Here is a 17971-nt window from a genome sequence, read left to right on the forward strand (position 1 = left end):
GTTTCTCTCTTCATCATCTACCAACGAGGCCGAAGGCCCAGGAGACAACCCATGAACTTTCCGCGCGCATTGCTGACGACCGCCGTCCTGGCCCTGACCGCCGCCTCCGGCGCCTGGGCGCAGGGCAGCGACTACCCGAGCAAGCCGGTGACGCTGATCACCCCGTTCGCGGCCGGCAGCGGCCCCGACGCGGTGCTGCGGCTCGTGTCCGACAAGCTCTCGCGTCTGTGGAACCAGCGCGTGGTGGTCGACAACCGGCCCGGTGGCGGCGGCTTCATCGCCATCGACCAGGCGCGCCGCGCCGCGCCCGACGGCTACACGCTGCTGCAGCTGGACAGCGAGCACATCGCCGCGCTGCCGCACCTGTACAAGTCGCGCAACTTCGTGACCTTGCAGCACTTCGACCCGGTCGCCTCGCTGTTCCGCACGCCCTTCTTCGTGGCCGTGGGCACCGAGTCGAAGTGGAAGACCATGGGCGACCTGATCGCCGCCGCCAAGGCCAACCCCGAGGGCGTGGTCTACGGCTCGTGGGGCGTCGGCAGCCCGGGCCACCTGGGCGCGCAGCAGCTCGAGGCGCTCACGGGCATCCGCATGCGGCATGCGCCGTACCGCGAGGTGTCGCAGCTGTACTCCAACGTCGGCACCGGCGAGGTGCCGTGGGCCTTCGCGAGCATCCCGTCGAGCCAGGGCATCTACAAGGCCGGCAAGCTGCGCTACATCGCCGTGGCCGCGCCCAAGCGCATCCCGCAGATGCCCGACGTGCCCACCATGGCCGAGGCCGGCGGCCCGGCTTCGCTGGAGGTCAATTCCTTCGTGTCGCTGCTCGCGCCCAAGGGCGTGTCGGCGGCCGTGAAGGCCAGGATCAACGCCGACGTGGCCAAGGTCATCGCCGACCCCGACATCCGCGCCCGCTTCGACACCTTCGCCTTCGAGCCGCTGGCCTGGCCGCCCGAGGAGATCGAGCGCAACGCCGAGGCCAAGTCGAAGGTGTACGGGGAGCTGGTGCGCCGGGGCAACATCAGCCTCGACTGACGAGGGTGCGCCTTGCCCAGGGCTCGGCGCGCCAGTTAAGCTGGCTCTCTTTGCATTTTTGTTTACCTTTTAACTGTCTTTTTCCATGCAAGCCACCAAGAGAGCCCTCCTGATCGCCTGCGGCCTGGCCGCCACCGCGGCGCTGCCGCTGTCCGCCAGCGCCGACACCCCCGCGTGGCCGACCAAGCCGATCCGCCTGCTGGTGGGTTTCCCGGGCGGCTCCACGCCCGACATCGCGGCGCGCACCATCGCCGAGCCGCTGTCCCGCGCGCTGGGCCAGCCGGTCGTGGTGGACAACAAGGCCGGCGCCTCGGGCAACATCGCGGCCGACCAGGTGGCCAAGGCCACCGACGACCACACGCTGGGCATCGTCATCAACGGCAACCTCACGTCGTCGAAGATGCTGTACCCCAAGCTGCCGTACGACCCCGCGAAAGACTTCACGTACCTCTCGCTCATCGCCACCGCGCCGCTGGTGCTCGTGGCGCAGAACAGCCTGCCCTCGGGCACCGCCTTCTTCGACGCCGCGCGCCAGGCCGGCGACAAGTGGAACTACGGCTCGGTGGGCGTGGGCTCGGTCGGCCACCTGGGCATGGAGCTGCTCAAGAGTCGCGTGAACGGCTTCAAGCCCGAGCACGTGCCCTACCAGGGCAACCCGCAGGTCGTCACCGGCATGCTGGGCGACCAGGTGCAGATGGGCCTGATCCCGCCGGGCGTGGCCATGCCGCAGATCCGCGCCGGCAAGCTCAAGGCCGTGGGCCTCACGGGCGGACGCAGCGCGCTGGTGCCCGAGATCGCCCCGCTGGCCGAAGCCGGCGTGAAAGACTTCAACCTCGAGGTGTGGGTGGCGCTGCTCGGCCCGGCCAGCCTGTCGAAGCCCGCGCAGGCACGCATCAGCCGCGAGATCGAGATCGTCATGAAAGACCCCGACGTGCGCCGCAAGCTCTTCGAGCAAGGCTGGCAGGCCGTGGGCACCTCGCCCGACGGAATGCGCACGCGCGTGAAGGAAGAGGCGGCGATCATGAGCAAGATCATTTCCACGCGCGGGATCAAGCTGCAGTGATGACGGCGACGACGCAGCAACAACTCACCCTGACCGAACCGGCGCGCGCGCTGCCGGTGTTCGGCGACTTCGACGTGGTCGTGGTCGGCGGCGGCCCCGCCGGCATTGCCGCCGCGGTGAGCGCCGCGCGCCACGGCGCGCGCACGCTGCTGGTGGAGCGCTACGGTTTTCTCGGCGGCATGGGCACCGCGGGCGGCGTGACCAACTTCGCGGGCCTGTACGGCAAGCGCCGCGGCGAGATGACGCAGCTGGTGCGCGGCGTGGTCGATGACCTCATCGACCGCATCGCCGGCTTCAACGGCATGAACGCGCCGCAGAACGGCATGGGCGGGCGCATCTGCGTGCGCTCGTACGACACCTCGGCCTACAAGCTGGCCGCCGACCAGCTGCTCGAGGCGGCCGGCGTGCAGATGCTGTTCCACGCGTATGCCGCGGCGGTGCTGCACGACGGCGCACGCATTGCTGCGCTGGTGGTCGAAACGAAATCGGGCCGCCAAGCCATTCGCGCCAACGCCTTCATCGATGCCAGCGGCGACGCCGACGTGGCGGCCTTCGCGGGCGTGCCCTTCGAAGTGGGCGACGGCCACGGCAGCGGGCTGTTCCCGACCACCATGTTCCGCATCGGCCAGGTCGACGCGCCGGCCGCGCTGGAAGCCGTGGGCGAGTTCTCGGCCATCAACGGCTTCATGGCGCGCGCCGAGCAGCAGCATCCGGGCAAGTACAGCTTTCCGCGCGAAGGCGCGATCCTGCGGCCCAACAAGGACCCGCGCGAGTGGCGCGCCAACGTCACGCAGATCCGCAACGCCGAAGGCCGCGCGATGAACGGCGTCGATGCGCGCGAGCTCAGCAACGGCGAGCTCGAAGGCCGGCGCCAGATCGCGGCGTACTTCAAGTTCCTGCAGGCCGAGGTGCCGGGCTTCGAGCCGTCGGCCATCGTGGAGATCGCGCCGCAGGTCGGCATCCGCGAGACGCGGCGCATCCAGGGCCTGTACGCGCTGGGCCGCGAAGACATCCTCGGCTCGGCCACCTTCGACGACACCATCGGCCTGAACGCCTGGCCGATGGAAATGCACGCCGACGGCCGCATCGAGTGGGCCTTCCCGCGCGACGAAGCCAACGCCTACAACCACCTGCCGTGGCGCATGCTGGTGCCGCAGACGCTCGACAACCTGCTGGTGGCCGGGCGCTGCGCCTCGATGACGCACGAAGGCCAGTCGGCCGCGCGCGCCAGCGGCGGCTGCTTTGTGATGGGGCAGGCGGCGGGCACGGCGGCGGCCTCGCTGGGCAGCGGGCGCTTCGCGGCGATCGACGTGGCAGCGCTGCAGAAAAAGCTGCTGGCCGACGGCGTCGACCTGGACCGTTGAGCGCGGCGCGGCGCTAGAGTCCGGGGCTGGATGAACTCGAACCCCGGACACACCGTGCCTCTTTCTTCTTCGCTGTCGACCCCCGCGCGTCGGCTCTTCCTGGCGCTGGCCTGCGCCGCCTTCGGCCTGCTGCAGGTGGGCTGCGCCAGCACCCCCGAGGGCGACCCCGTCCACGGCAAGGACCGCGTGCTGAGCTTCGTGGCGGCCAAGGACGGCCGCAAGGTCGCCATCGCCGGCGAGAACTACCACTACGTGTTCGACGGCGACCCGTCCGTGGCCGCGCTGCTGCGCTGGGACGGCCGCACCAAGGTCACGCCCGCGCTCATCGGCGAACTGAAGGTGGCGCGCAACCAGAGCTTCGAAGGCCAGTACGTGCTGATGGCCTTCGACGCCGACCTGACCCCCGAAGACCGCAACTTCCTCGTCCAGACCGGCTTCGCGAAGGCCGAGGTGAAGTACGGCGACCGTACCGGGCCGGTGCTGCGCTACTTCGGTACGGTCTACGGCAAGCGCTACGCGGCGGTGGCGCTGAAGTCGGCCGACACGGTCGATTTCTCGCGGCGCCAGTACCTGAAGTACGTCGAGCAGGAAACGCTCAGCGGCCCCTTCAGCCAGGCCGCGCGTTCGCCGCTGGCGTACGGCGCCGACGGCGCGATGCTGCTGGGCGGCGTGCCGGTGCGCATGGTGGATGGCGGCACCGACCACGGCTGCAGCCTGCGCCTGATGCTGGACATCTGCTTCTTCAAGTAGGCCCGCCGGGCGCCGCTGACCGGGCCGCGACAGCGCGCGGGCCCGGCCTTTGCTATCGTCGTGGATTGCTTTTCTGCGCCGAATCCCTTCCCCCCGATGACCCCCGAACCCGTCCTTGCCGCCCGCCTCGTTGCCGACCTCGTCGCCCTCATGCAGCTCGAACCCCTGGGCGGCGACCGCTTCCTGGCCCAGAGCGAGGACATCGGCACGCCCGCCGTCTTCGGCGGCCAGGTGCTCGGCCAGTCGCTCATGGCCGCCAGCCTCACGGTGGGCGCCGAACGCCCGGTGCATTCGATGCACGCCTACTTCCTGCTGCCCGGCGAGCACGCGCCCATCGAGTACAGCGTCGACCGCGTGCGCGACGGCCGCAGCTTCACCACGCGCCATGTGGTGGCGCGCCAGCAGGACCGCATCATTTTTGAAATGTCCGCCTCGTTCCAGACCGTGGACGAGGGCGTCGAGCACCAGTTCCCCATGCCCGCCGTCGAAGGCCCCGAGGGCCTGACCAGCGAGCTCGACCAGCGCATCGCGCTCGGCGACCGCCTGCCCGAACCCTGGCGCTCCAAGGCCATCCAGCCGCACGGCATCGAGTACCGGCGCGTCGACCCCGAAGACCTGCTGCGGCCCGAGGTGCGCCCGACCGAGAACCAGAGCGCCATCTGGATGCGCGCCATCGCGCCTCTGCCCGACGACCTGACGGTGCACCGCGCGCTGCTGGCCTACGCCTCCGACCACGGCCTGCTGCGCGCCGCCATGCTGCCGCACGGCCTGAGCTTCATGAGCGGCCAGGTGCGTCCCGCCAGCCTGGACCACGCGATGTGGTTCCACCGCGATTTCCGTTTCGACGACTGGCTGCTCTACGTGGTCGACTCGCCCAGCGCGGGCGGCGCACGCGGCCTGTGCCGCGGCAGCCTCTACACGCGCGACGGCCGACTCGTGGCCTCGGCGGCGCAAGAGGGCATGCTGCGCATCTGCAAGCCGGGATCGCCGCGCATGCCGATCACGGGCTGAAAGTCCCGCCTCTTTTTTCAACATCCACTCGTTCACCCTGGCCATGAAGATCTTCTTCTCTCCCGCGTCTCCCTTCGTGCGCAAGTGCATGGTCGTGGCCCACGAGCTGGGCGTGGCCGATCGCATCGAGAAGCTGCCCAGCGCGGCCGGCCCGGTGAAGCGCGACGCCCGCATCCTGCCGACCAACCCGCTGGGCCAGGTGCCGACCTTCCTCACCGACGACGGCCAGGCGCTGTTCGACAGCCGCGTGATCTGCGAGTACCTCGACACCGCGTACGCCGGCGGTCTGTTCCCGGCCGCCGGGCCCGCGCGCTGGGCGCGCCTGACCGAGCTGTCATTGGCCGACGGCATGACCGGCGCCGCGCTGCTCGCGCGCTACGAGACCATGCTGCGCCCCGAGGCGCTGCGCTGGAGCGACTGGACCGATGGCCAGCTCGACAAGGTGCGCACCGGCCTCGAGTGGCTGGAAGCGGCGGCGCCGTCGTTCGGCGATCGCGTCGACATCGGCACCATCGCCTTCGGCTGCGCGCTGGGCTACATGGACTTCCGCTTTCCCTCGGTGGACTGGCGCGCCCAGGCGCCGAACAGCGCGAAGTGGTTCGCCGTGTTCAACCACCGGCCGTCGATGCAGGCCACGTTGCCGACGGCCTGAACGATGACGTTCGACGATCTCTCGCGCCGCACCGGCATCGAAATTCCCCCGCTGCTGCAACAGCTCCTCGCCAGCGGGCCGCCTGATCTGGTCGGCTTTCCCGACTTCGAGTGGCTGGACGCCGAGCAGGCGGCCAACGACCTCGATGAGTGGCTCGACGCCAAGTGGCAGGACGGCCGCCGCTTCCTGCCCTTTGCGCAATCGGGCGCGGGCGACGCCTACTGCCTCGTGCCGCTGGACGGCGGCGCTGTGGGCGTGGCCTTCGTGTGGCACGACGACGAGGAAAGCAGCGTCGGCCACGGCTCGTTCGCCGATTTCGTCTGCGCGAAGTTCCTGGAAGCCTTTGTCGACCTGAGCTACCTCGGCGACTGGGACCTGTCCGAGCCCGAGATGGCCGAGCGCATCGCGGCCGACGTGGCCACCGTCACGGCTTTCATGGACGACACGGAAACCGCCGCCTACCTGCGGGCGCTGAGCCGGCAGCCGCTGGTGTCGCGGCCTTTCAAGACGGGCCCGCGCGCCAGGCCCGAGCAGGTGCCCTCGCTGATGCCGCAGGCCGGGTTCGAGGAAGACCTGAAGCGCTTCACCCTGCAGGACAGCGCGCCTTTCCCCGTGAAAGCGCGCTGGGACATCGAGGGGTAGGCTACGGGGTTTCATCCGAAGGAGGAACCCACCATGTCAGATCAGAAAGTAGCCATCGTCACCGCCGGCGGCAGCGGCATGGGCGCCGCGGCGGCGCGCAAGCTCGCGGACGACGGCTTTCGCGTCGCCATCCTGTCCTCGTCGGGCAAGGGCGAGGCGCTGGCGCAGGAACTCGGCGGCATCGGCGTCACCGGCTCCAACCAGTCGAACGACGACATCCAGCGCCTCGTGGACCAGGTCATGGCCGAATGGGGCCGCATCGACGTGCTCGTGAACAGCGCCGGCCACGGCCCGCGCGCGCCGATCCTGGAGATCAGCGACGACGACTGGCACCGCGGCATGGACGTCTACTTCCTGAGCGCCGTGCGCCCCGCGCGCCTCGTGGCGCCGCACATGGTGAAGCAGGGCGGCGGCGCGATCATCAACATCTCGACCTTCGCCGCCTTCGAGCCCGACCCGGTGTTCCCGACCTCGGGCGTGTTCCGTGCCGGCCTCGCGGCCTTCACCAAGCTCTTCGCCGACCAGTACGCCAAGCACAACGTGCGCATGAACAATGTGCTGCCCGGCTTCATCGACAGCCTGCCCGAGAAAGAAGTGTTCCGCGAACGCATCCCGATGGGCCGCTACGGCCGCAGCGCCGAGATCGCCGCCACCATCGGCTTCCTGGCCTCCGAGGGCGCGGGCTACATCACCGGGCAGAACCTGCGCGTGGACGGCGGCATCACGCGCTCGGTCTGAACCCGGCAACGGCGCCCATGACCGCCCCCACCCCGGTGCACAAGCACATGGACCGCACCCTTGCGTCCTACGAAGCGTCCGCGCGCGACTACAACGCGATCGTCGCGGGCCACCGGCCGCCCGAGATCGAGGACGCGGTGCGCCGCATGATGCAGCGCGTGCCCGCCGGCGGCACCGTGCTCGAGATCGGCTCCGGGTCGGGGCAGGACGCCGACTTCGTCGAATCCCTGGGCGGCGTCGTGAAGCGCACCGATGCGGTCCAGGCGTTTCTCGACCTGCAGGCCGAGCGCGGCAAGAAGGGCGAGCTGCTCAACGTCGTCACGGATGCGCTGGGCGGGCCGTACGACGCGGTCCTTGCGATGTGCGTGCTGATCCATGTCGATCGCGCGCAGATCGCGCCGGTGCTGCGCAAGGTGTTCGATGCGCTCGCGCCCGGCGGGGTTTTTCTCGCGGCCATGCGCATCGGCGAAGGCGAGACCCTCGGCGACTACCAGACCGTGTACTGGGCGAAAGACGCGTTCGCCGACGCGCTGGCGGCGGCGGGCCTTGACCTGCAATGGGGCAGCCAGTGGATCGGCCGCGACGATGTGACCTGGGCCAACTTCCTGGCGTGCCGTCCGCGCTAGCAGCGAGCGGACGAACGCCGGCTCACACGCCCAGGTAGCGCGTCCACAGCGACCGGTCGGCGTCGAGCGCGGCCGAGTCGCCCTGCCACACCACGCGTCCGCGCTCGAGGATCACGTGGCGGTCGGCCAGCGGCAGCAGGCGCTGCACGTACTTGTCGACCACGAGGATCGCCTCGCCCTCGGACTTCAGCGTGGCGATGCAGTGCCAGATCTCCTCGCGGATCACCGGCGCCAGGCCTTCGGTGGCTTCGTCCAGGATCAGCAGGCGCGGGTGCGTCGACAGCGCGCGCGCAATGGCCAGCATCTGCTGCTCGCCGCCCGAGAGCTGGTTGCCCGCGTTGGCCTTGCGCTCCGACAGGCGCGGAAAGAGCTTGTACAGCGCCTCCACGGTCCAGCGCGGCGCGCTGCCGGGCCGGGGCCGTGCGAAGGCGCGCAGGTGCTCGTCCACGCTGAGGTTGGGGAACACGTGGCGCCCCTCGGGCACGATGGCCATGCCGCGCCGCGCGATGGCGTCGGGCCGGTGGCCGCCGATGGCCGCGCCGCAGAACTGCACGCCGCCGCGCATCGGTGCGATCGTGCCGGTCAGCACCTTCAGCAGCGTGCTCTTGCCCATGCCGTTGCGGCCCAGCAGCGCCATCACTTCGCCCGCACCGACGCGCACGTCGATGCCGAACAGCACCTGGCTGGCGCCGTAGCCGGCTTCGATGGCGGTGGCCTCGAGCAGGGTGGATGTCGTGGTCGTCGTGCTCATGCGTGTCCTTCCGCTTCGGTGCCGAGGTACACGGCTTGCACATCGGGGTGGCCCCGCACTTCGTCGGCCGTGCCGCTCATCAGCACCTTGCCCTGCACCAGCACCGTGAGCCGGTTGGCGAGGCGGAACACGGCGTCCATGTCGTGCTCGATGAGCAGGATGGCCATCGATTCGCGCAGCGATTCGATCAGATCGACCATGCGCGCCGACTCGTCGGGACCCATGCCGGCCATCGGCTCGTCGAGCAGCAGCAGCTTGGGTTCGGCGGCCAGCGCCAGGGCCACGTCGAGCGCGCGCTGCGCGCCGTGCGGCAGCGTGCCCGCGATGCGGTGGCGCTCGCTGCCCAGGCCCACGCGGTCGGCCAGCGCGTGGGCGCGGTCGACGAGGTCGCGTTCGTTCGCGCGCGGCGCGAGGAAACGCAGGCTGCTGCCCGCATGGGCCTGCGCCGCGAGCATCAGGTTGTCGTGCACGGTTTCCTTCGCGAACACGCGCGTCACCTGGAAGCAGCGCGACATGCCGGCGGCGACGCGCTGGTGGTCCTTGTAGGCCGTGATGTCCTGCCCGTCGAGCATCAGCCGGCCCGCGTCGGCCTCCAGCAGGCCGGTGATGAGGTTCACCAGCGTGGTCTTGCCCGCGCCGTTGGGGCCGATGAGCGCATGCACTTCGCCGCGCTCCACCGTGAGGCTCACATGGTCGGTCGCCAGCAGGCCGCCGAAGCGCTTGACCAACCCTTCGATTCTGAAAAGGCTCATGGCTTGGCGCTCCCTGCGGCCGTTGCAGCGGAAGCCGCTGCTGCTGCGACCGTGCGGCGTTTCGTCGACAGTGCGGCCAGGCCGCGCGGGGCCCAGAGGGCGACGGCGATCAGCAGCAGGCCCAGCGGCATGTGCCAGTGTTCGGTGTGCTGCTTGAGCGCTTCCTCGAGCACCAGCCAGACCACGGCGCCCACCGGGCCGCCCCAGCTGCGGCCCAGGCCGCCGATGACGACCATCACCACCAGCGTGGCCGACTGCGTCCAGTGCATGGTCGCGGGGCTCACGAAGCCGTTGCCGCCGGCCAGCAGCGCGCCGGCCAGCCCGGCGATCGCGCCGGCGAGGGTGAAGGCCACGAGCTGCAGCCGGAACACCGGGTAGCCCAGCGCGCGCATGCGCGTCTCGTTGTCGCGGATGCCCATCAGCGCATGGCCGAAGCGCGCCTGCGTGGCGCGGTGCAGCCACCACAGCGCGAGCGCGACCACCACGAGCACCACCCAGTAGAAGGTCGATTCGGTGCCCAGGTCCAGGCCCGGCAGCAGCGTGGGGCGCGACATGAGCGTGTAGCCGTCGTCGCCGCCGTACTTGCGCAGCGACACGACGACGAAGTACAGCATCTGCGCGAAGGCCAGCGTGGTCATGATGAAGTACACGCCGCGCGTGCGCAGCGCCACCGTGCCGATCAGCGCGGCCACGAGGCCCGCCACCAGCGCGGCCAGCGGCCACAGGATCCAGGCCGACATCACGCCGGCGTCGCTGAGCGCCACCACCGTGTAGGCGCCCATGCCGATGAAGCCTGCGTGCCCGAGCGCCACCATGCCGCCGAAGCCGAGGATGAAGTTCAGGCTCGCGGCGGCCAGTGCGACGACGAGCACGCGCCGCACGAAGCCGATGTAGAAGTCGAGCCCGAACAGCGGCGCGACCAGCGGAAAGGCCGCGAGCGCCACGAGGAGCAGCCCGAGGCCGAAGGTGCGTGACGAGGGTTTCATGCGCGGGCGGAGAAGAGGCCCGAGGGCCGGAAGATCAGGACGACGACCATGAGCGCGTACATCGCCACTTCGGCGAACAGCGGCCCCAGGTCGGCCGCCGTGGCGGGCGGCAGCGTGGCGCGCAGCAGCATCGGCACGAAGGCGCGGCCGATGGTGTCGACCACGCCGACCAGCAGCGCGGCCACGAAGGCGCCGCGCACCGAGCCGATGCCGCCGATCACCAGCACCACCAGCGCCGGGATCAGGATGGCTTCGCCCATGCCCACCTGCACCGCGACGATCGGGCCCATGAGCGCGCCGGCCAGTGCGGCCAGCGCCGCGCCGAGCAGGAACACGCCGTTGAAGATGCGGCCCACGCGCACGCCCATCAGCTCGGCCATCGGCCGGTCGGACGCCCCCGCGCGCACCCGCATGCCGATGCGCGTGTGGTTCACCAGCACGTACAGCGCCAGCGCCATCAGCAGGCCGCCCGCGAGCACCACGAGGCGGTACGAGGGGTAGGGCAGGCCGTCCATCAGCTCGACCGGGCCCGAGAGCGCGGCTGGCGTGGGCGCCATGATGGGCGAGGGGCCCCAGATCATCTTGACGATGTCGTCGGCCACCAGGATCACGCCGAAGGTGGCGAGCACCTGCGCCAGGTGGTCGCGCTTGTAGAGGCGGCGCATCAGCAGCACCTCGATGAGCAGCGCCACCACCACGGTGATGAGCACCGCGACGACGATGGCGGCGGCGAACGAGCCGGTGCGCGTGTGCGCCTCGGCCGCCACGTAGGCGCCGGCCATGAACAGCGAGCCGTGCGCCAGGTTCAGCACGTCCATGATGCCGAACACCAGCGTGAGGCCCGCCGCCAGAAGAAAGAGCATCAGGCCGTAGCCGATGCCGTTGAGCAATTGCTCGAGAACAAGAATTCCGCTCATAGCATTCAAGGAGTGCCCGTATTCATTTCGGGAAACACCGAGGAACCGGCTTTGCCGGGCCTCAGGTGTTGCCCCCGGAAGGGGGTTGGCGAAGCGACACGAAGTGCGCGAAGGCTGGGGGAGAGCCTATTTATTTCATGGAGCACTTGCTGGCGTAGCTGTCGCCGTAGCTTGTCAGCACGGTGTTGATCAGCTTGTTCGTCACCTTGCCTTGCGCGTCCTTGCCGATCACGCGCAGGTAGAAGTTCTCGATGGGGAAGTGGTTGTTCGCGTACTTGAAGGTGCCGCGCGTCGAGGCGTAGTTGGCCTTCTTCAGGGCGGCCACCACGGCGTCGCGGTTCTGCGCGTTGCCGCCCGATTGCTTCACGGCGGCGTCCATCGCGAGGATCGCGTCGTAGGCCTGCGCGGCGTACACCGACGGGTAGCGGCCGTTGTATTCCTTGCGGAAGGCGGCCACGAAGGCCTTGTTGGCGGCGTTGTCCAGGTCGTGCGCCCAGTGCGAGGTGTTGAACAGGCCGAGCATCGGCTCGCCCACGGCGCCGATCACGTCCTCGTCGGCCGAGAAGCCGCTGGTCACGAGCGTGATGTCCTTCGAAAGGCCCGCGCCCACGAACTGCTTGATGAAGTTGATGCCCATCGCGCCGGGCAGGAAGAAGTAGATCGAGTCGGGCTTGGCCGCGCGCAGCTGCGCGAGTTCGGCGGCGTAGTCGATCTGGCCCAGCTTGGTGTACAGCTCGTCGGCCACCTGGCCCTTGAACTGGCGCTTGAAGCCGCCCAGCGCATCCTTGCCGGCCGGGTAGTTGGGGGCGATGAGCACGATCTTCTTGAAGGCGCGGTCCTGCGCGAACTTGCCGGCGGCCTCGTGGAACTGGTCGTTCTGGTAGGCGGTGCCGAAGAAGTAGGGGCTGCATTGCGCACCGGCGAACTGGCTCGGGCCGGCGTTGGCCGAGAGGTACGGCACCTTGGCGTTGAACAGCGTCGGGCCCACGGCCAGCGCCACGTTGGAGCCGATGGGGCCGCTGAAGATGTCGATCTTGTCGCGCTGGATCATGCGGTCGACCAGCTGCTTGGCCTGGTCGGGGCTGCCGGCCATGTCGGCCTGCACGAACTCCACGTCCTGCCCGCCGAGCTTGCCGTTCAGCTGCTTGATGCCCAGCGCGAAGCCGTCACGCGCCTCGGCGCCCAGGGCTGCGAAAGGCCCCGAGATGTCAAGGGCCAAACCCACCTTGACCGGCGCGGCCACGGCCGACACCGAGGCCCCGAGGGCGGCGCCGCACAGCAGCAGCGAGATCAGGGTGCGCGGCAGCGCGGGCGATTTCAGGAACGTGGGGCGCATCGGGTTCTCCGGCTAGGGAAGGGTTGAGACAACTGAACTGTTGATAGTTAAATACTTTAGCCGTAAACAATTCGGTGTCAACGGTACTAGCACGAATGGTGCCAGTGAACCCCGTGACTTCCGGCACGCCGACCCCTCGCCAAAGGTTACGCAAACGTCAACCGAAGGGGCTGGCCGTCGCGAACCAGAGGCCGATGCCCGTTGCGATGATGAAGGCGCCGTCGGTCACGCCCGCGACCAGGAAGAACTTGGTCTGCAGCGTGTCGACCAGCTCGGGCTGGCGCGTCGTCCCTTCGAGAAACTTCTGGCCCACCAGCGCGATGCCGATGCACGAACCCAGTGCGGCAATGCCGATCAGCAGGGCAACGGCGAGCGGGAGGATGTTGAAGCCGGTCATGGTTTTTTCTCCTGGTTGATGAATCGATGGACCCACTGTTCCAGAACGGGTGCATCGAATCCATGACGCGGGAGGTCATGCGCCAGACGAAAAAAAGGCCGGCCGTCGAAACGGCCGGCCTGAGCTCAGGCGCGAAGCGCAGGGCTTAGGGCAGCTGCGTCCAGTTCTGGTTGTTGCCGCCGTTGCAAGTCCAGGTGATCAGCGCCGTGTCCTGCGTGGTCGAGCCGTTCGGCACGTCCAGGCACGAGCCCGAGGCGCGGTTGCGCACCGTGCCGCCCACCAGGCTCCACTGCGCCGTGTTGCCCGCCGAGCAGGCCACCTGCACGACGGCCGCGTTCGTGGTCGCCGTGCCGTTCTGCGCCAGGCACAGGCCGCTGTGCTCGGCGATGAACTGCACGTAGCCGCCGGTGACGGGCGTCATCGTGAACTTCTCGTTGCCCGCGTTGCCGCACGGCCATTGCACCGCCGTCGCGCCGCTGGTGGTCGAGGCGCCCTTGATGTTCACGCACATCGTCGGGTTGAGGTCGGAGCGCAGCCGCGTGACCACCGCCGGGGCGGTGTCCTGCGAGCGCACGTACTCGCGCAGCGCCACCACGTCGTTCGCCGGCAGGCTGGAGGCGTTGCCGTGGCCGCCCGCGAGCAGGTCCTGCAGCGTGGCCGCCTGGCCGTTGTGGAAGAACGCGGTGGTGTTCCAGGTGCCCGACAGGGTCGGCGTGTCGAAGCCCACGCCCGCCAGCGGCTGGTTGCTGCCCTTGCCCGACGAGGCCTGGATGGTGCCCACGTCGTGCCGCAGGCCGTCGCGGAAGGTGGCGCCCGTGTGGCAGGTGGCGCACTGGGCCGTGTTGAACACGGTCTGTCCGCGCACCGCGTCCACGCTCAGGCTGCCGTCCGCGGCGCGCGCCGGGCTGCGCATGTACTTGTTGAGCGAACCCAGGTACACGGCCAGGTCGTCCAGCTGCGCGCTCTTGCCGGCCTTCGGGGCGCCCAGCGGGGCCTGCGTGGCGGTCCAGTCGGCGTTGCTCAGGAAGCCGGTGCCGCCGAACTCGTTGCGGATGTCGTTCTCGAAGTCCTGCACTTCGTCGAAGTTGGCGGTCCAGTGCAGCTTGCCGTGGCTGGTGCCGCGCCGGCCCTGCAGGCTGATGGTGCGACGCAGACCCTCGCCGCGCTGGGTGAAGTCCCACACCATGCCGTCGTCGCCGCCGTCCGCGTGGCAGCTGGCGCAGGAGATGTAGTTGTCCTTGCTCATGCGCCGGTCGGCCGCGTTGTAGAACACCTGCTTGCCGCGCAGCGCCGCGGCCGCCATCGGCTCCTGCGCCACGGTGGACACGTTCTGCAGGAAGATCGCCGCGTTGGTCTCGGCCGACAGCACCTTCGCCACGTCGTGCACCGACACCGAGCGCGCCAGGAAGTTGTTCACGAACAACCGCTTGCGCGCCGCGTCCAGGTACAGGCCGTGCGGGGCGCTGCTGGCGTTGATCTCGCCGCGAATCGCGCGGGTGTAACTGTCGACGATGGCGACGCGGTTGCCTTCCATCTGCGCCACGAACAGGTAGTCGCCGGCGGGCGAGTACAGCGCGGCGCGCGCGGGGGCGCGGTCGTCGAAGTCGATCTGCTCGGAGAACACCTCGGCGGCGCTTTGCAGGTTCACCTGCGACAGGATGGAGCGCACCGTCTGGTCGTGCGGCAGGTCCTTGCCGTCGCGGAAGCGGCCGCGCACGATGTTGTCCTTCTTCGAAGGCAGCACGGCGCGCGAGCCGTCGGGCGAGATCACCACCTGGCTCAGGTAGTTGGCCACGCCGCGCGCGCGGCTCTCGGTGTCGACGGTCGTGGTGTCCACCGGCAGCGGGATGGTCTGCAGCGCGGTCAGCGACTGCAGGTTCACCTTGTGCAGCTGGCCGCCCGTCATCTTCGACTTGAAGCGCGTGACGTAGGCCACCTGCGAGTCGGCGCTCACGGCGATGCCGCGCACGCCGCCCTCGAGCGCCAGCGCACCGGTGGTGGCGCCGTTGCTGGGGTCGAAGCTCATGAGCACCGACTTGCTTTCCAGCGTGAGCAGACCCTTGGCGCCGTTGGGCGTGAAGGTCACGCCGTACGGGCCGCTGCCGTAGGCCAGCGGCACCGACACCGACTGCGAGCCGTCGGCGGCGTTGAGCGCCACCAGCTTGTCCTCGCCCTGCACCGCGACCCAGATGCGGCCGTCGGGGCCGACGGCCAGCGTCTTGGCCTCGTCGCCGACGCGCACTTCCCACAGCTTGGCGAGGGTCTGCGCATCGATGGCGGCCACCGTGCCGCTGTCGGGGTTCACCGAGTACACCCGGCTCGCATCGCCCACGATGTTGGTCGTGTGCGTGGGCGCGGTCGCGGTGACCGGCGCGATCACGGTCACGTTGTAGGTGTAGTAGGTCTCGCGGCCGCTGCTGTCCTTCACCGTCAGGGTCACCGTGTAGTGGCCGGGGGTGGTGTAGGTGTAGCTCGTGTTCGGCTGGTTCGAGAACGCCGTCTGCGTGCCGTTGCCGAAGTTCCAGCGGAACTGCACGCCGCTGGCGCCGAGCGTCGCGGGGTTGAAGCTCAGCTGGCCGTTGACCAGCTTGGGCCCGCCGCCCAGGCCCGGGTCGCCGATGATGGCCTGGCCGCGCAGCGTGTCCACCTCGGCCTGGCCGAGCACGCGGCCGTACACGCGCACCTCGGCCAGCGTGCCCTTGAAGAGCGCCGTGTTGCCCTGGATCTGGCCCATGACCTGGAACTTGGTCGACAGGCCCTTGGTGCCGGTCGGCCCGGTCGAGGTGGTCTTCACGCCGTCGACGTACACCGCCTGCGCGCCCGAGGCCGCGTCGCGCGTGAGCACGACGTGGTGCCAGTTGCCGTCGTTCACGGCCGCGGTGGAGGTGGTGCCGCCGTCGTTGCCCACCGAGAGCTTGATGCGCCCGCCGGTGTCCAGCCAGCCCCAGAACACGTCGTCGGTGCCGCCCGACTGGTCGCGACCGAAGATGCCGGGCGCGGTCCACGAGTTGGCGGCGCCGGCCTGCGTGGTCTTCATGTAGAAGCTCAGCGAGGCCGTGCCGCCCAGCGCGCTGGCCACGGTGTCGTTCTTCAGCGGCACGCCGGCGGTGCGGTTCGCGAAGTTCAGGCCGATGCTCTCGAACGCATCGCCGGTGGCGGGCGTGCCGTTGTTGGCGCCGATCTGGTCGCCCAGGTTGCCCGTCAGCGGCCAGTGGTGCATCAGGTTGATGTCGCTGGCGTTGCCGGTGTTGAAGGTGGAGCGGTAGTCGGCGCCGATGGCGTTGCCCGCATAGTCCTTCACGCCGTTGGCCGGCAGGAACACCTCATAGCTGGTGCCCGGCAGCAGCGGCTGCGCGGGATGGAAGTTGACGATGCCCAGCTGCACGCTGTAGGTGCCCGCCAGCGTGTTGCCGCCCACCGGACGCACGATGAAGGTGTTGCTGTTCACGCTCTCCGGCAGGATGTTGTCGGTCATGCCCAGGCCGATGCGCGAGCTGAGGGCCTGCTGCTTCGCACCGTTGGCGGGCGAGACCTGCTTCACTTCGGGCTTGGTGGTGTCGGGGTCCACCGCGTGCACGACGAAGCCGCTGCCCGAGCCGTGGTCGTTGCCCACGAAGACGAGGTTGCCGAACATCGCGACCTGGCCGTTGTCCGAGTGCGAGAAGTTCGGGTCGTCCTCGCGCAGGATGCTGCCGCGGCCCACTTCCACGTGGTTGAGCGGGTTGCTCACGTCGACCTTGTGGATGCGGGTCTGCGCGCCCTGGATGACGTAGTTGTCCTGCGTGGCGCAGTAGAGCTGTTCGTCGATGACGAGCCGGTTGTCCTCGGCCACGAAGCGCGAGCGGTCGCTCAGGTCGTAGCTGTACATCTTGGCGCCGCTGCCGCGCGCGGAGGCGTGCACGCTCTTGCCGTCGAAGCAGGTCGCGTAATAGAACGGCGTGGCGCCGGCGATGGAATCGAGCACCTTGGGGTTGAGCGGGTCGGAGATGTCCAGGCTCGCGAAACCGCCGTTGCTTTCCATCGCGGTCAGCACCATGTGGTTGCCCATCGTGAAGATCGGGCCAAGGCGGAAGCCGCCGAGCTCGCCGGTGGGCACCGGGTTGGGCTTGCCGGCGCCGCGGTTGGCGACCACCGCGTTCGCGGGGTCCGTCGCGTCGACGATGAACATGCCCCGGCCGGCCGAGGCCACGTACAGGTAGGGCGCCTGCCACCACAGCTGCCAGGACACGTTCTCGTAGTCGCCCGAGTTGACGCCGGGCAGCGCCAGCTTCTTCACCTGCTTGATGTCGTTGATGTCGGTGAAGTCCCAGAACTCGACGCCGTTGATGCTGGGCAGCACGACGTAGGTCTTGCCGCCGATCTTCGCGGTGCCGAAGGAATGCGTCTCGCGGAACTCCTTGGTGCGGCCGCCTGTCGCGTCATCGGGCTCGTAGATCTTCTTGACGAGCCTGATCTGGCGCGGGTTCGACACGTCGTACAGCAGGAAGCCGCCCGGGCCGAGGCCGCTGTCCGGCGCGAAGGAGGTGAGGAAGTAGCCGTTGACCATGATGCCGGCGTTCATGCCGTAGTCCTTGCGGCCCGGGTACGTGGCGGGCACGTCGCGCGCCTCGTAGGCGTCGCTGTGCGCCGGGTCGAGCGGGTGCGCGGCGCTGGTGATCATCGACACCGGCTTGAACAGTTCCGCCGAGGTGTAGGTGAGGTTGCCCAGGCCCGGCCCCTGCAGCGGGAGCGGGTCGGCCACGACAGCGGCAGCCGCCGTGGCCATCTTGTTGAGGGTCGTCATCGGACTGACCCCGGTGATTGCCGCATGCGTCAGCAATGTGACGCACGGCACCAGGAACGCCATCAGGAAATACCGGATCTTCATCGTCGCCTCCAGGTTGTTTGAAGTTCGCAGGGAACCCTCTTGTCCTTGGTTCTCTCGAGTCACTCGGTCGCTTGCAGGGAAAGCGCA

General features: G+C 69.3%; 16 protein-coding genes. 9 read left to right on the forward strand and 7 right to left on the reverse strand.

The annotated features are described in order from the left end of the window. Window positions 1-51 precede the first annotated feature (51 nt). The 9 genes from AC1RGU_RS25205 (at window position 52) to AC1RGU_RS25245 (ending at window position 7878) form a co-directional block, all read left to right on the forward strand. On the forward strand, window positions 52-1032 hold the full coding sequence (locus AC1RGU_RS25205) for a Bug family tripartite tricarboxylate transporter substrate binding protein (protein WP_492698886.1): 981 nt from the start codon (window positions 52-54) through the stop codon (window positions 1030-1032). An 85-nt stretch (window positions 1033-1117) separates the two neighbouring features. After that, window positions 1118-2095, forward strand: coding sequence for a Bug family tripartite tricarboxylate transporter substrate binding protein (locus AC1RGU_RS25210; RefSeq protein ID WP_095743265.1), 978 nt, complete (start codon window positions 1118-1120; stop codon window positions 2093-2095). Beyond that, entirely contained in the window at window positions 2095-3459 is a 1365-nt protein-coding gene (locus AC1RGU_RS25215; protein WP_492698888.1) for an FAD-dependent oxidoreductase, read from the forward strand. Before AC1RGU_RS25210 ends, AC1RGU_RS25215 begins: the two co-directional genes overlap by 1 nt. A 54-nt stretch (window positions 3460-3513) precedes the next feature. After that, window positions 3514-4209: a hypothetical protein gene (locus tag AC1RGU_RS25220; protein WP_492698890.1), complete on the forward strand. Its 696-nt coding sequence runs from the start codon at window positions 3514-3516 to the stop codon at window positions 4207-4209. A gap of 96 nt (window positions 4210-4305) precedes the next feature. Then, entirely contained in the window at window positions 4306-5220 is a 915-nt protein-coding gene (locus AC1RGU_RS25225; protein WP_492698892.1) for an acyl-CoA thioesterase, read from the forward strand. Window positions 5221-5263: 43 nt separating this feature from the next. After that, window positions 5264-5872, forward strand: a complete 609-nt coding sequence (locus tag AC1RGU_RS25230; protein WP_095950702.1) for a glutathione S-transferase — start codon at window positions 5264-5266, stop codon at window positions 5870-5872. Between the two features lie 3 nt (window positions 5873-5875). Continuing rightward, window positions 5876-6514, forward strand: a complete 639-nt coding sequence (locus AC1RGU_RS25235; protein WP_492698894.1) for an SMI1/KNR4 family protein — start codon at window positions 5876-5878, stop codon at window positions 6512-6514. A gap of 33 nt (window positions 6515-6547) precedes the next feature. Further along, the gene (locus tag AC1RGU_RS25240) at window positions 6548-7252 is read left to right on the forward strand and encodes an SDR family oxidoreductase (protein WP_492698896.1); all 705 of its coding nucleotides are present in this window, start codon (window positions 6548-6550) and stop codon (window positions 7250-7252) included. A gap of 17 nt (window positions 7253-7269) precedes the next feature. Beyond that, window positions 7270-7878 (forward strand): class I SAM-dependent methyltransferase, encoded by a 609-nt coding sequence (locus AC1RGU_RS25245; protein ID WP_492698898.1) that lies wholly within the window; start codon window positions 7270-7272, stop codon window positions 7876-7878. A gap of 22 nt (window positions 7879-7900) precedes the next feature. On the opposite strand, the gene AC1RGU_RS25250 is transcribed toward AC1RGU_RS25245, so the two are convergent. From AC1RGU_RS25250 to AC1RGU_RS25280, 7 genes are all read right to left on the reverse strand, one after another. Then, on the reverse strand, window positions 7901-8629 hold the full coding sequence (locus AC1RGU_RS25250) for an ABC transporter ATP-binding protein (RefSeq protein WP_062476058.1): 729 nt from the start codon (window positions 8627-8629) through the stop codon (window positions 7901-7903). Next, window positions 8626-9381, reverse strand: a complete 756-nt coding sequence (locus AC1RGU_RS25255; RefSeq protein WP_062476055.1) for an ABC transporter ATP-binding protein — start codon at window positions 9379-9381, stop codon at window positions 8626-8628. The genes AC1RGU_RS25250 and AC1RGU_RS25255 overlap by 4 nt, the downstream gene beginning before the upstream one ends. Further along, complete coding sequence (locus AC1RGU_RS25260; protein WP_492698900.1) at window positions 9378-10367, reverse strand: branched-chain amino acid ABC transporter permease; 990 nt, start codon at window positions 10365-10367, stop codon at window positions 9378-9380. Before AC1RGU_RS25260 ends, AC1RGU_RS25255 begins: the two co-directional genes overlap by 4 nt. Continuing rightward, on the reverse strand, window positions 10364-11284 hold the full coding sequence (locus AC1RGU_RS25265) for a branched-chain amino acid ABC transporter permease (RefSeq protein WP_492698902.1): 921 nt from the start codon (window positions 11282-11284) through the stop codon (window positions 10364-10366). The genes AC1RGU_RS25260 and AC1RGU_RS25265 overlap by 4 nt, the downstream gene beginning before the upstream one ends. 130 nt (window positions 11285-11414) lie before the next feature. Then, a complete protein-coding gene (locus AC1RGU_RS25270) occupies window positions 11415-12620 on the reverse strand; it encodes an ABC transporter substrate-binding protein (protein ID WP_492698904.1) in 1206 nt (401 codons plus the stop codon). 157 nt (window positions 12621-12777) lie between these two features. Next, entirely contained in the window at window positions 12778-13017 is a 240-nt protein-coding gene (gene atpE / locus AC1RGU_RS25275; RefSeq protein ID WP_062476044.1) for a F0F1 ATP synthase subunit C, read from the reverse strand. Window positions 13018-13162: 145 nt separating this feature from the next. Then, window positions 13163-17884 carry an Ig-like domain-containing protein gene (locus tag AC1RGU_RS25280; protein ID WP_492698906.1) on the reverse strand — a complete coding sequence of 1574 codons (4722 nt, stop codon included), beginning with the start codon at window positions 17882-17884 and terminating at the stop codon, window positions 13163-13165. Window positions 17885-17971 lie beyond the last annotated feature (87 nt).

Source organism: Variovorax sp. GW823-FHT02B07, from assembly GCF_058797695.1.